Annotated in this window: 11 protein-coding genes; 8 read left to right on the plus strand and 3 right to left on the minus strand. The window is 57.3% G+C overall.

Annotation, left to right across the window (positions count from 1 at the left end; all coding sequences use genetic code 11):
* Positions 1-12: 12 nt before the first annotated feature.
* Complete coding sequence (locus Mal65_RS18205) at positions 13-1,551, minus strand: BamB-related PQQ repeat family beta-propellar protein (RefSeq protein WP_196784270.1); 1,539 nt, start codon at positions 1,549-1,551, stop codon at positions 13-15.
* Positions 1,552-1,728: 177 nt separating this feature from the next.
* Here Mal65_RS18205 and arfB point away from each other — a divergent pair, with 177 nt between their 5' ends.
* The 5 genes from arfB to Mal65_RS18230 all read left to right on the plus strand — a co-directional run bounded on the left by arfB (position 1,729) and on the right by Mal65_RS18230 (position 6,671).
* Positions 1,729-2,157, plus strand: coding sequence for an alternative ribosome rescue aminoacyl-tRNA hydrolase ArfB (gene arfB / locus Mal65_RS18210; protein ID WP_145305022.1), 429 nt, complete (start codon positions 1,729-1,731; stop codon positions 2,155-2,157).
* Between the two features lie 126 nt (positions 2,158-2,283).
* Positions 2,284-3,018: a UvrB/UvrC motif-containing protein gene (locus tag Mal65_RS18215; RefSeq protein WP_145300780.1), complete on the plus strand. Its 735-nt coding sequence runs from the start codon at positions 2,284-2,286 to the stop codon at positions 3,016-3,018.
* Between the two features lie 154 nt (positions 3,019-3,172).
* Positions 3,173-4,585 (plus strand): sensor histidine kinase, encoded by a 1,413-nt coding sequence (locus Mal65_RS18220; protein WP_145300783.1) that lies wholly within the window; start codon positions 3,173-3,175, stop codon positions 4,583-4,585.
* A gap of 133 nt (positions 4,586-4,718) precedes the next feature.
* Positions 4,719-5,375 carry a response regulator transcription factor gene (locus Mal65_RS18225; protein WP_145300786.1) on the plus strand — a complete coding sequence of 219 codons (657 nt, stop codon included), beginning with the start codon at positions 4,719-4,721 and terminating at the stop codon, positions 5,373-5,375.
* A 114-nt stretch (positions 5,376-5,489) separates the two neighbouring features.
* Complete coding sequence (locus tag Mal65_RS18230) at positions 5,490-6,671, plus strand: DUF2786 domain-containing protein (RefSeq protein ID WP_390621927.1); 1,182 nt, start codon at positions 5,490-5,492, stop codon at positions 6,669-6,671.
* A 106-nt stretch (positions 6,672-6,777) separates the two neighbouring features.
* On the opposite strand, the gene Mal65_RS18235 is transcribed toward Mal65_RS18230, so the two are convergent.
* Together Mal65_RS18235 and Mal65_RS18240 are read right to left on the minus strand one after the other, a co-directional pair.
* The gene (locus Mal65_RS18235; protein WP_145300789.1) at positions 6,778-9,105 is read right to left on the minus strand and encodes an alkaline phosphatase D family protein; all 2,328 of its coding nucleotides are present in this window, start codon (positions 9,103-9,105) and stop codon (positions 6,778-6,780) included.
* A gap of 109 nt (positions 9,106-9,214) precedes the next feature.
* Positions 9,215-9,601, minus strand: a complete 387-nt coding sequence (locus tag Mal65_RS18240; RefSeq protein WP_145300792.1) for a hypothetical protein — start codon at positions 9,599-9,601, stop codon at positions 9,215-9,217.
* 171 nt (positions 9,602-9,772) lie between these two features.
* On the opposite strand from Mal65_RS18240, the gene Mal65_RS18245 reads away from it, so the two are divergent.
* From Mal65_RS18245 to Mal65_RS18255, 3 genes are all read left to right on the plus strand, one after another.
* Entirely contained in the window at positions 9,773-11,416 is a 1,644-nt protein-coding gene (locus tag Mal65_RS18245; RefSeq protein WP_196784271.1) for an arylsulfatase, read from the plus strand.
* Between the two features lies 1 nt (position 11,417).
* The gene (locus Mal65_RS18250) at positions 11,418-12,206 is read left to right on the plus strand and encodes a hypothetical protein (RefSeq protein ID WP_145300795.1); all 789 of its coding nucleotides are present in this window, start codon (positions 11,418-11,420) and stop codon (positions 12,204-12,206) included.
* A 197-nt stretch (positions 12,207-12,403) separates the two neighbouring features.
* A complete protein-coding gene (locus Mal65_RS18255) occupies positions 12,404-14,584 on the plus strand; it encodes a tetratricopeptide repeat protein (protein ID WP_165701369.1) in 2,181 nt (726 codons plus the stop codon).
* Positions 14,585-14,587: the final 3 nt, after the last annotated feature.

Genomic DNA, 14,587 nt, shown 5'->3' on the forward strand with positions numbered 1-14,587 from the left:
TCGATCCCGCAATCACTTCATTGGAAATTGCAAACACAGCACTGTTTGATCGCCACGCAGCAGAATCTGCGGAGCGAGATCGGGGACGGCCACCCACAGGGGCGCGGACCAACACGGGTACTGAAGTGCTGGGTTTGTATCACCGTTTGCAAAGGCTTCCTCAGTCGCCAGATCATGCGAAGCTTTAATCGACAGTGCTTCGGGATCGGCCTTGGCGATGTGAAGTGTGCCGCGTTCCTCCAGGACCAGCAAATGGTCCCCCACCGCGGTCACGCTGCTGCGTCGGCGTTCCAATCCAGTCCATTTGACGGTCCCCGTCATCAAGTCCACACAGCGAAAATCGCTGTCCGGGGCGTTTCTGCCACTGCAGCCGTAAAGGTAACCGTTGACCAAAACCGGCGTCGCCCAGTGGCAGCGCATCGCCATGCGTCGACGATCACGACGTGGGTCTTGCCAAACGGCGGTCGGTGATTCGGATGGATCCACCTCCAGCAACACACTTCCCACTTCATAGCACTCGCTGATGAATACCTTCGATCCATCGACCACGGGGGTCATAGCATTGACGCTTTCCAGCAAGTCCGATCGGTGATGGAACTTCCAAAGGGTCGTCCCGGCCTTTGCGTCGACGCACCACAAATGATCACGGGCCAACAATAAAACACACGCTTTGTTGTCGATCTGAATCGGACGTGGACTGCTGTAGCTGGCCAGATCGTCAACGGCTTGCCACCGCACTTGGCCGGTGTTTCGATTGAAAGCAACCAACCCGGTGCCATTTGGGCTGACGCGGTTCAACTGTCCCGGCGGAACTACTTGGTCTTCGTCGGGGCTTCCGCCCACCATGACAATGACCAAATCATCGATAACAAGCGGAGCCGAACCGACGCCGAAAAAGTTTTGGACCACCGCGAACTGATCAACGGTTTCCACCGACCATCGTTCAGTGCCGTCGCTTAATGATCGACAGGTCAGTCGACCGCGAACCCCAAGCGTATAGACACTGTCTTGGTGCACGGTCGGACTCGATCGCGGTCCCGCTTCGTACCCGTACAAGTCCTGGTATCGACATTCGTTTTGTTGCGTCCAGATAATTTGTCCCGATGCCAAATCCACACATCGCAGTCGTTCCGTGATGGATGACCGGCGCCCAACGACGCGGCGGTCGGTGGAATCGGGTGCCGCATCAAAGTGATAGTATCGATCGGCCGCGGTGACACCGATGCCGTAACCTTCGCCGACCGGCAACGACCAGGTGACCGAAGGCTTGCCGTTCCAGTCGACTCGATCGGCGGCTTGGATCAAATCCGCGTCGTGGACGATGCCATCGAATTGCGGCCCCAAAAACCGCGGCCAATCCGCCGCCGACTGACCGGCCGATACGATGACCAGTGCCAATGCGGTCACCCAAGGTGCAATCACGTTGGGGACGACCAAGCAGCACTGTTGCGCTGCGGGCGCACTCCAGTTGGCGGTTCCCCGCGGATGCGGCCGGCGGCCGGGCGGCGTGAAGGTCAGCCGAACGCCGTTGCACACACGTCCTTTGGACACGCGATGATTCGCGAAGCAATGTTTCGGCATAAGGCTTGCGTGGACCGTTGATTCGGCCGATGGTAGGAAGCGTCCCCCTGCCGACGACCGGCATCGTCGGGGCGGCGAAGCAAACAAGAACGCTGAAAATTTTTTTTGGTTCATGGTGTCGCCGATCGAATCGGTGGGAGAGTGTCAGTGAGCGATTTGGTCGTCAATCGACGTTTAACGTTGCCGGCGGAATCGATCCAGATTTCGCATTCGCGAAGCAGTGGCCCTGGTGGGCAGAACGTCAACAAAGTCAATTCTCGGGTCACACTGCGGTGGTCGCCCGGGCAATGCGATGCGATGCCGGAGGATTGGAAACGCCGGTTCATGGCCCGTCAAAGTAACCGTATCACCCGGGACGGTGATTTGGTGCTGCATAGTGACCGTTTTCGCGATCAGCCCAGTAATCTAGCGGACGTCCGGCAACGTCTGGTCGATCTGTTGCTGGAATGCCAGTGGCCACCGAAGGCTCGCAAGGCGACTCGTCCCAGTCGTTCGAGCAACAAAAAGCGATTGAAAAAGAAAAAACAGCACAGCCAAAAAAAACAGCTTCGCCGGTCGCCGATCCCACGCGACTGATGCGGATTCGGATTCAATGCTTCTCGTCAAAATTGTCGCTGCTATAGTAGAGACCAGGCCGAGGGCCGATCGATCGGCCGGGGCGCAGCGGCCGGTTTCTCTCGTCCAGTCAGACCGATGGAATCGATGAAACGTTCAATGCATATCGACGACCTGTTGTCCAAGTGGGCCTACGATCCGTCGAATCTGAACGTCCGATTGGTCAAAGGCAAGGACGGCCGTGATGTGATTCAGATGCGGCTGGACATGGGCATTCTTCAGCTGGAAACCGCCGGTCGTCCGGATGGTTCAAAGGTCGAAGGATCCGATACCTATTTGGATCATTTGCAACTGGAACACCTGGAAGCCCCGGACCGGGTGCTGACGGATGATGAATGCGCCGAAGTCGACCGTGAATTCATGCAGTTCTACCATCGGCGTTTGTGTTGGTTGCGGCTGCAGTATTACCACCGCGCGGTCATGGACGCGAATCACACCTTGCGGCTGATGGACCTGTCGTCGGTGATGAGCCCGGATGAAGAATGGACGGGATCGCACGAACAGTACCGGCCATTCGTTTTGTTCCACCGGACCCAGGCCGAAGCGTTGGGTGAATTGGAAGAAAACAGCGCCGAAGAAGCCGTCCAAGCGATCAATCGCGGCTTGGAAACGATGCGTCAGTTTTTTATTCAGCACGACGCCGAAGAACATTTCGAAGAAGACGAGCTGGTCGTCCGCTTGGCCGAACTACGCGAATCGTTGCGAAACGAGTACGAAGTCGGCCAAACGCTTAGCGAACGCTTGGATGCCGCGATTCAACAAGAAGAGTATGAATTGGCGGCCCGTCTGCGTGATGAGCTTGCACGACGCCAATCCCGCTGATTCAATCACCGCATCTTGGTGACTTTGGTCGACCTGTCCAAACTGACAGGCGGTGGCCGATCGCGGACAGGGTCGTCGCCCTTGGTGATCGGATCATGTCGCCACGAATCACCGACGCTTTGTTTGATCCTTTTGTAGCCGCGGGAATGCCGCTATGCCGTTGATGCAACGTGCCCGTTTGGGTTCGTCCACTTGGTTGTTGTTGTTGCGTTCGGCGGCGGTGGTCGGCCAGTTGGTAACGATCTTCGCCGTCTGGGTCCTGGCCGACCTTGATGTGGCATACCTGCCGCTATTGGGCTTGGTCGCACTGACCGCCACGACGAACGTCATCTATGCGCTGTGGCTGACACGCAAGAAACCCGCCGCGACGGTTGAGCCATCGGATGAATTAAGTCGCCCCGAAGCCATCGGCATGAAGGGTCCGGTCGGCAGACTGGCGAATGCAACGGACGACCCGTCGTCTTTGCTTGTGGACATCGACGACGATGCCAGCAAGTCCGCGGGTTGGATCGCTTGGGCGTTGATGCTGCTGGACCTCGTGACGTTGACGGCCATGTTGCACCTGACCGGGGGCACGCAAAATCCGTTTTGTTTTTTCTACTTGGTCAACTTGTCGGTCGGCGGCGTGATGCTGCGGCCGTATCGCGCGTGGACGTTGACGCTGGTCGCCGTGATCGGCTTCGCGTTGCTGTTGTTGTTTTCCACCGCGCTGCCAGAACTGCTGGACACCAACATCGACGCGGCAAGCAACATTCATCGACTGGGCCAGATGATCGCCTTCACCGCGTGTTCAGCCGTCATCACGTACTTCGTTACCCGCACATCGGGCGAACTGCGGATGCGCGAAACGCAGTTGTTGGAAGCACAGGCCACCGAAGCAGCCAATCGACAACTGGAGGGTTTGACGACATTGGCCGCCGGTGCGGCACACGAACTGGCCACGCCGTTATCCACCATCGATGTCATCGTTCGTGAATTGTTCCGCCACTTGGATGGAATCGAAAAGCCCGCATCGGTGGAAGAAGACTTGCAGCTGATCGACGGCCAGTTGGAACACTGCCGTCAAATTTTGCAACGAATGCGTGCGGCATCGGGTGATTCAACGACAGGTCGCTGGGACGAAACGACCGTTGGCGAATTGATCGATGTTGCCCTTGACGGTGTCCGACAACCTCATCGCGTGGATGTGATCGACGCGGCACCAGAGATCGAAGACCGACCGCTGTGGGTGCCCCAGGAAGCGGTGGCCCAAGCAATCCGAAACCTGATTCACAATGGCCTGGACGCAAGTGACCGCGACAAAAATGTTGTTTTGGAATCCCGTGTCGACGATGGCGTGTTGCAACTGATCGTGACCGATTCCGGATGCGGCATGAGCGAAGACGTTTTGGAACGGATCGGCAATCCTTTCTACACCACCAAAGATCCGGGTCGCGGGATCGGACTGGGCATCTTTTTGACGCGAAACGTTGTGAAAAAGCTGGGTGGTCAACTGAAAATGGACTCGACGCCCGGTGTCGGAACGACGGCACGGATCATTTTACCCATCCGCCCACCAGCGAACTGACCCATATTGTCACAGGTGCCCTTTAAATCGTGCCGAACTGTGGCGAAACGGGGCGACGGGATGCAAACAAAATGTCACAATCGGGTTACACTTGAGACTTGGTCGCATGTCTCGCAGTACCAGGAAAGGAACGATGAACGATCGAGATTCAGAACCGGGCCCCATCTACACCACCAGCGACGTTCAAGCCGAAAGTATCTTGCTGGTCGATGACACGTTTGTGCTGCGGGACCGCTTGGCAATGGCGATGCAACAACGTGGTTTTCGAGTCGAAACGGCTGGGAACTACGACGAGGCCGTCGAAGTATTTAAGCAACGTCCCACTGACCTTGCGGTCTTGGACTTGCGAATGCCGGGCCGCAACGGTCTGGAATTGCTACGCAAGTTGCTGGAATTCAAGGAAGACACGCGGATCATCATCTTGTCCGGTTTCGGCAGCATTCCGGCATCGATCGACGCCATTCGCTCCGGTGCGGTGAATTTCCTTAGCAAGCCCGCGGACGCCGACGACATTCTTGCCGCATTCCTGCGTGGTGACGAACAAACGGTTCCCGACGGTGCCGTTGCGTTTCCTGCGCCCTCGCTTGCGCGAAACGAATGGGAACACATCCATCGGGTCTTGGCCGACTGCGATGGCAACATCAGCGAAGCGGCACGACGTCTGGGAATCCACCGCCGGTCGCTACAGCGAAAGTTGCGCAAGCGTGCACCGGAGGATCCCTCGGTCCCCGATGCAGAAGACATGTTGGACGCCGACGATGCAATCGCCGGCGAAGAAGCAGTGGAATAGTCCGCGGTTTCCAGCCAACCAATCCTTTGACAGTCCACTGAACATCGCCGGGGCGTTCGAAACCGCATCGGCGATTTGTCGTTCCAACTGACCAGTGCCTCGTTTTCGAAAAGGATGCATGACGTGCAGTGGATTTGGGACGACGGTGGCCGCGCGGCCAGCGGCTTCGTCGGAATCGCGGGCGACTGTGTCACGCGGTCGATCGCCATCGCGACCGGTTGGTCCTATGGCCGCGTCTATCGCGAACTGTTCGATGCCAACCAATCATCGCCGCGTGATGGCGTCCCGATCGATTTGGCGGAACCCTATCTGAAAAGGGCCGGTTGGAAACGCCTGCTTGCCCATGACGTCCCGTGGGATGAACTGCCGCAAGGCGTGGTCATTGTGGATTCTCAGAACCGCAGAACCGGCAAAGGAAGACACTGGACAACGGTGATCGACCACACCGCCTATGACACCTGGAATCCCGTCGACGACGAATACCAGATCCTTGCATTCTGGACGCCGCCACCGTCGGATTCACATGATGCGACGATGCCCGCGGTGTCGCGAAACCGGCGACGAACCCAACACGCCCGCGCCCACCAGGATGAGTTTGACAAAATCCTGAATCGCATCCGAGCGTTGGACAACACCGCCAGTAACGACGCCAGCACCGAGGGTGAAAAACGCAATGCATTGCGGATGATGCAGAACTTGATGCTGCGTCATAACCTTTCTCGCGAAGACCTGACCATCCGGGATGACACCGACAACTTGGCTTTGACCCGCATGGCGTGCCCGGTCAACGGCCGAAGAGCCTGTCGGTGGGAAAAGGACTTGGCACACTATTTGACCGAGCAGGTCTTTCCCATGGTCCTTTGGTACGTCAACACTAAGGGACACCGCACGCTGTTCTGGTTTTATGGTCCGCTGGATGACGTCGAACACTGCATCCAGTTGTTTCGTGAATTGCTGCTGACCATCGCGACATCGGCACGCCTTCGCTACGGCGGCCACAGTCGCGGCAGCGGTGCGTCGTATTGCGAGGGCTACGTGTTGGGCCTGCCGACCGCAGAGACCGATTTCAAATCCAATCAGACCGAGGCGAATGATCGGTCGCTGATCCAGGCCCGCGTTCTATCCACCCAGCGTTTGGCGGAAGAATGGCTAAACGTCGAATGCGGCATTCGGCTGGTCACGACACGCAGCAGCGGCCGATTCGACCACGACCCTGATGCGGCCCGTCGTGGTGAAGTGCATGGTTCCCAGCACGATGTTCGCGGCGAAAACGGACGGAAGCGGATCGGTAACTAAATCCACGATCGCCGCCACCCCCTTGCAAGGTCCACCGCCGTGACCAGCACCGCCGCGATTGCCGGCCGCCAAAGGCACGGCCGGCATCCAGACGCGATGTCACCCATCAGCCCAGGCGGTTGTCCCCGGCATTTTCAGATTGATGGATGGTCACGGGCCAACCAGGAAACTGGTTATCCGGATTCCCATCGGTCGCATCGACCATGAACCGAAACGATTCCAAGGTATAGGTTTTGGCCTTCGTATCGATCGTGATCATGCCGAAACCGCTGCCCTTTTGATGCGCTTTTTCGTAGCGATTCTTCTTCGTGCCGACTTCCGGATTCCCGACGGCATACACATAAGCTTTATTGCCCAGACCATCAACGTATTCACCGGTGTTTTCCCGGCCGTGTTGTGGTCGATTTTGGTGAGGCATTCCCATTTCATCCGGACGCCACCAACGCGGATAGCCCGCCGCAATCGCCGGCGTACAGAACGACCAGAAACTGTCGCGTTGCTTTTCGACACCGTATTGAACCAACGTCGTCAGGTGCTGGTCACCGTTGACGTGCAACGGCATGCCTTCGCGTGCAATTTCAATTGCACGGTCACGAGGCGTTTGCGGCCAACCACCACAGTCCAAGTCGGCGACCAGATATCCGTCGTATCCACCGTGGTGGGTTGCCACACCGGCAAACACGGTTTGGGTCAGCAACACCTTCATCGCATGACCACGCCAGTCCTTGGTCCACTGCCGCAAAAAGTCCTCTTGTCGCTGTCCCAGCAAGATCAAGCCCGGCTTGTCCAAGGTTTTCGGATCCACCGAGCGATCAGCCAAGTGATCGGCGCGTCCGCTGCCGGTATCCACATTCTGAGGACCGCTTTTCCATTGCCGGTCGGCCACCACCGCAAAACTAACGTCGCCGTAAACCATGTCCCCGTAATACACACTAATGTCTTGCAAGACGGGTGTGGGGTCATAGAAATCGGGATGATGCGACGCATTCGTTCGATGAACCACGTTGACCATCCGAGCCGGTTCGCGGTAGCCACCATTGGACGACGTTCCACCGGCATCGATGTCCATTGGTTTGCCACCTTCCCCCCAGATATTGCCCTGGAACACGTCGTGATCGTCCGGGATACACAACGTTGGGCAATCTTTCATCGCGTGACGAAATGCCAGTCCGTGCTGATAGAACTTACGCAAGTAGTTCAAGATGGCAGGCTCGGCAGGTTCGCGAATCAAACCGTATCCACCGTGACCTTCGTAGAGCTGATCGCCAGAGAAATACAGCAAATCCGGGTCCAACCTCATCAGGTTTTCACAGACCGGTGCATAAGGAAACGCGTAGTCGTTTTGGCAGGTCAGGCCCGCCATCCGCAGAGGTCGGCCTGTTGGATTTTGCTTGATCTTGCCGCTCCAGCGATGCGTCACGGGCGATCCGCTCTTTTGTCTTTCCTGATACACCACCTCATAGTCGGCCGGCCGTTTCTGATCCCAATTGGGAAGCCGGAAGGTTGCGGTCCACGCATCGTGATCCAAGGTGGCCGTGCCCATCGATTCCCAGGCTTCGCCGTCGCGTCGGACCCGCAACTGAATTTGATCCGAATCTTCTTTGCCCAGCGGTCCGGTCAATGCGGAAAGCTTCAACACAAAACCATCGTCGCCGCGAGAATCACTAAGCGAATACATCGTCCACAGAATGGGACCAAACTGATTTTCGGGGGTGACTGTGAAGGCGTCGCCGGCGACGGTCCAATCGCCGAATCGATACCTCCCGCCTTGTCCCGACTTCACTTGAGCTTTGAAATTATTGACAAGGGCCACGTTGCCTTGCACAGCATCGGCAGCCACCTTCGACGTTACTTTTGCCAGCACTTTGTCATTGGTATCGGTTGCGGTCAGAGTCAAACGCACTTGATGGTCATCGGGAACTCCGCTCAGGTGCAACGTGACGTTACCGGCATCCAGATCGGACTGGACGGGGACTGACTTGCGGCCGATCTGCAATTGATCGCCGACGATTCCAACGTTGATGCCGCTGCGCGCAAACAGGTTGCTTCGATAATCATTCAATTCGCTGCGGATTCCGATTCGAATCCCAACGCCGGCATCGCTCTTTCCGCTCTCGACCCGTCGCACATTCACTGACACGGCAAAGGGCTGGTCGGCCTTGGTCAATTGATGGGTCAGTAAATGGATGTTTCGATTGCCGGCCGATGACTGACATTCTGCCATGCCATCGACGATTCGCCAATCTTCCATTGGGTTGGCCCAATAGTCCCCGCCCAGAAACACTCGATCAAAACAATCATTCCAGCCGGACTGGTGGGTGACCCGCAGGTCCAATGCGTTGGATGCCTGCTGGGCGAACGAGGGCGTTGCGCCGGCCGTGGCGGTACCGGCACCGAAGATCTTCAGAACATCACGACGTTGAAACGATGGCATGGTTGGGGCGTTGGATCCGGTGTAAACAAGAGACAAAGCGACTGAATCGTCGAATTGTAACGTGCCGCCGCTGAACGGTTGGACCGCCGCATCGCGATGTCGCCCTGGATTATCGACTCATCTGGAAAATTCCCTCATCGCGTCTTCCGGTAAAACTGGCATTGAACGAATGCGGCGTCACCACGGCATTCATGCGGTACGTTCCCAGCAACGGCAGGCGGGTCTGTGATTGGTACATCGACGATGTTCCCGGGACACGTGTCAGCGTCGCCGGATACGCGAACGGCACGACTTTGGCAAAGCGGCCGGCAAACCAAGCACGGTAAGTCTGCGAATCCACTTGCCGGATCTTCGCCCGCAGCGGTCCCTGATGCCCCGTCGATTCGCTTCGCCACATGCCACTCCAGCGTCCATTGGGGGATGCGGCCGACGCCACAGGTCCCAGGCAAACAAGCAGGGCAACCAATATGCAACCAAAACAACGACGTCGATTCATGTGATGACGGCCGGCGGTAAAAGAGGATCGGAAAACAACATCCATCGAACTCGGGCCCCATCTTAATCGCCGCCCAGGTGGGTCGCCCGCTGGCCGATCGGGCCAGCTGCGGATCCGACTCTCATGCTTCACATTCGTGCAACAATCAACCGAGGCTTTCGATACTCCGGGATGATTCGGATAGACTGGCTGCACGCCCCTTCCTTGTTGACCGCCAAAGAGTGTCCGGCCATGGCAGTGATCGCACGATCCTTTTTCGCAGTGTTTGTCGTCAGTCTGTTCGTCGTCAGTCAGGACGATCAGTGTTTGGCCGAAGCCCAAGATCGTCCTCCGAACATCGTGTTCATCATGGCGGATGATCTGGGATATGGCGAACTGGGCTGTTACGGACAGCAGAAGATCGAGACGCCCAACCTGGATGCGTTGGCGAAACAGGGCGTGCGTTTGACACAACATTACTGCGGGGCGCCGGTGTGTGCACCGTCGCGATGCGTGCTGATGACCGGCCGTCACTTGGCCAAAGCCGAAGTACGAAACAACCGGGATTCCGGCAACGGCCGCATCTTTCCGGGACAGTTCCCTTTGACAGACGAAGCCGTCACGATCGCCGAAGTTTTGAAAACCAAAGGATACATCAACGGAGCCTTTGGAAAGTGGGGTCTGGGACCGTCGCGAACCAGCGGTTCACCGATTCGCCAGGGCTTTGACCGCTTTTATGGTTACAACGGCCAACGAAACGCCCACAGTTTCTATCCCGCTTTCTTGGATTCGAACGAACGCGAAGTACGGATCAATCAGTATCCGATTCCCGGTCACGATCGCAAACCCGAAGGCAGCGTCGACGCGGATGACTATCGTGCCGAGAATTACGCCCCAGATTTAATCCTGAAGGAAGCGATCGGTTTCATCAAAGCGAACAAAGACAAGACGTTCTTTGCGTATCTACCGTTTACCGAGCCACATGTTGCGATGCAGCCCCCACAAAGCTGGATCGATCATTATCCATCGCAGTGGGACCAACCGGGCGAACCCTTTGACGGCCATGGTGCTTATCGCGGCCAAAACGGATACCTGCCTCATCCACGTCCTCGAGCAGCATACGCGGCGATGATCAGCGATTTGGATGAACACGTCGGTCAGGTGTTGCAAACGTTGGACGAATTCGGACTAACGGATCATACGATCGTTGTTTTCACTTCGGACAATGGCTCAACGCACGAAGGCCGCGATCCCAACTTTCACATCGGGGGAGCCGCCTGCAAGTTCTTTGATTCGACCGGTGGACTGAAGGGGTACAAGGGCAGTGCGGATGAAGGTGGTATTCGGGTGCCCTGCTTGGTCCGTTATCCCGGTGTGATCCCTGCCGGAACCGTCTGTGACTTTCCTTCCTATTTCCCTGACTGGTTTGCAACGTTGTCATCCTTGGCGGGCGCCGACGGTTATCAGGATCAAAGCATCGCGGATCTTTCCGACGGGACGGTTCTGACCGACGCGTTGCGTGGCAAAGATGCTGAGCGACAAAGCCCGATGATCTGGGAATTCACCGGCTACGGTGGTTACGTCGTTGTCCGCGACGGCAAGTGGAAAGCGATCCGAAGGGATGTCGTCCGCAAGAATCCTGAACCTTGGGAACTGTACGACTTGTCCAGCGATCCGGGGGAAACGAACGATTTGGCCACCGAGTTTCCCGAACGAGTCCAAGCGATGGAGCAAGTGTTCTTGGACAACCGCACGATCGAACCGGACTTTCCCAACCCTTTATATGACGCACAAACGGCGGCCAAAGAAACCTCCGGTGCAAAGGGAAGCAACTAGAATGCTTCGCAGCGGTGCCACCAAAATCAGACGTCGCCGCGTCGCTGCAAGCTGTACCGGCATCTTGATTGGTGCTTGGTTGGTGGTTTCCACCGTCCCCATGGTCGTCGCACTTCCAACGGCATCCGCCCAGGAAGCGACGGCCGACCGTAGCGACGGTCCATCATCACCGGCAAAGGATATTCGGGATGGTTCGCCTCGGATCGACATCTCGGACTATCCGGAACCGCCCGAATCACTGCGGTCTTGGATCCGATCGGGCAATGTGAGTTTTTATCGGGGTGGCACTTCGTTTGACGGTGAGACCATTTTCAAAACGGACCTGAATTTTCGCAGCCAATGCCGCTGGCGAAAGCAGCGAGAACAGAACCGCCAAGTCATCCGAATCGACTATCGATTGACGCGTCTTCGTGTGAGCTTGGCACATCACATTCATTTGAAACGGATTCCGCCGAAGGACCGTTTTTGGGATTCCGCCTTGGTGCAACACGAATTCGATCACGTTCGAATCTCCACGCTCGTTGCAAAATCGAAACACTTGGCAGACGACTTGAAAGCCGCATCACCGATTTTGCGAGAATTGCCGTCCGGCCAACGTGTGACTCAGGCATGGGTGGACCAAGTCGTTCGCGAACACGTCCAACATCGGTTTCATCAAATGAATGAACTGATCCAGATACGCTATGACGACTTGGATCAGCAAACCGCCCACGGACGGCGACCGATACCAGCCGACAGCCAGGTTCGACAATGGTTGGGCGAACCGGCCAAGGCATCGACCGAACACTGAATCAGCGTTGCGGGCATTCCGGATGGAATCCGGCGACATTGGCAATGCAGGCATCGTGTTCGCTTGGCGATCGCCCCCACCGCGTCGATCATTTCAGATTGGATCAGTGTGTAGGGGTTGGGACGATGGCGCGAAGCGTGGTAAGTTGCCCGGTTGCTAGACCAAGACCCGCTTTTTCCCCCAATCGGCGACCCAAAATGTCGGTGGACACCTATTCGATCTGCCCTTGCGGCAACGGCAAGAAGATCAAATTCTGCAAGTGCAAGGACTCGATCCACGACATGGATCGCGTGATCAAAATGGTCGAAGGCGGCCAGGTCGTCCCGGCACTTGATCGGCTGGCGGCGATCCTGGAAGAACACCCCGACGCCGCATGGGCATTGGCGATCCGCGGCCGACTGTTGATTGATTTGCGTGAATACGACACGTTGGCCGAAAACGCCGAACGGTTCATGCGATTGCAGCCCAGCAACCCATTGGCGTTGACCCAGCGTGCGGCCGCCAAGCTATTCAGCGGGGACGTCGAATCAGCCACCGGATCAATGCTGGACGCTTTGACCGAGAGCGGTCGCGAGGTCGACAGCTTCGTCATCAGCGTCGCATCGGTGTTGTCCTACACGCTGCTGCAAACCGGCGCTTTCCTGACCGCCCGCGCCTATGCAACGCTGGCGGTGATGGCCGAGGGCTTTGAAGGCCAAAACGCGGCCATGGATGTCTTGGGGCAATTGAATCACGCCCCGACGATTCCAATGCTGTTGAAATCGTTGCCCGAACCGATTTCGCGTCCGTCGACGGTTGATTGGGGCGAGCGTTTTGACGAAGCCCAGGGATTGCTTCGCAGCAACAAGGTCGTGCTGGCTGAAACGAAGCTGCAGTCTTTGCAGCGGGTCGCATCGATGGAACCGGCGATTTTGTCGGGCCTGCTGCACTGTGCCATTTGGCGTGGCAATTTGGAACGTCAATCGGACTTGTTGCGTCAATTGTCCCAGTGCGAATCGCTGGACCAGCAGCAACGTGTCCGTTTCGCGGCGATGGCCGAACTGGTTCATCCCGACCTGAAGGGAATTTCGGTTTCGTTGACACGCTTGGAAGCGACCATTGGCGATCTGGACGAGATCGAAATGGCGTTCCTGGCCGATTCACGCGTGTTGAAATTGCCCGCCGAAGCGGCCCAGAGCCTGCGACAGGAGGACGAAGAAGTCGCCCCACGCGTTGCGTTTCAAATCTTGGATCGTGACCGCCCCGAACCGACCGAAGCACCGAGCGTCGACAATTTCCCCCGATCCCTTGCCATTGTTTTGTTGTATGGCAAGCAGACCGATCGTGATGCCAAATTGATCGCGTTGGACATGCAATCCGCCGACGCGGAAACGGTTCAATCCAAACTGTCCGAACTCTTGCCCGGGGTTGAATATCAGTCGACCCAGGATCGTCAATTGCCTTTCTTGGTCGCGGCACGTCCGCAATTGGCCTTGGTCCAGTTCGAAGCCGATCCGCTGGCCGTGGACGAAACCATCGTCTCGATCCAGCGCAGCGAGGTCGCCGACCGTTTGACAAAGATCGCGTTGCCCATGCTGGGTGACCGTTCACTGGTCGACGCGGCCCAGGATTCGGACGCGAAGTTCGACTGTTCGGTGGCCGTCACGATCATGGAGTCCTATGACTTGCTGACGTCGTTGGACGAAGAATTGTCGGGCAAGATTCGATCCGCCGCCAACGTGGATGCGTTGCCCGGACTGACCATCAGCGATGACGATATCGAAGACGTCGCCAATGTTGATCTGAACCGGGTCGATGTGGCGGGGCTGAACAACGAGTCGCGGATCTACTTGATGAACCGCGCCCAGCAGGTCTCCGCGACGCCACTGCTGCGTCGAGTCGCCCAATCCATCCTGGATTCCAACATCCGCAACGAAAACCCGGATGTGACCATCATGGCCTATTTTGCTTTGGTGGGCAGTTCGACGAACTTCAAGTCCAAGCTTGCCCTGCTGGACGAAGCCAAAGCGTACGCCAAGGCGAACGACCGGGTCACGCCACGGATGCTGTTCTTGGAACTGGAACTGCGATTGCAAGCACGCGACGGCGAAGGTTTCCAGCAATCGTTGCGAGAGGTGTCGGAAACCTATGGCAATAACCCGGAAGTCATGGCCCAGCTGCAGCAAATGCTGATGTCATGGGGACTGATTCGCCCGGACGGATCGCCGCGTAACGCCGGCCCGGCTGCTGCGGCACCGGCTTCGCCGCAAGCAGAATCGGGTTTGTGGACTCCGGATTCCGGTAGCCCCGCAGCGGCGCCCCCCGCCGCATCGGGTCCGCCCGCATCGGCCCCAGAAAGTGGTAGCGGTGGCAAGCTTTGGGTCCCCGGCATGGACTGATTT

The sequence above is a fragment of the Crateriforma conspicua genome, assembly GCF_007752935.1.
GTDB lineage: Bacteria > Planctomycetota > Planctomycetia > Pirellulales > Pirellulaceae > Crateriforma > Crateriforma conspicua.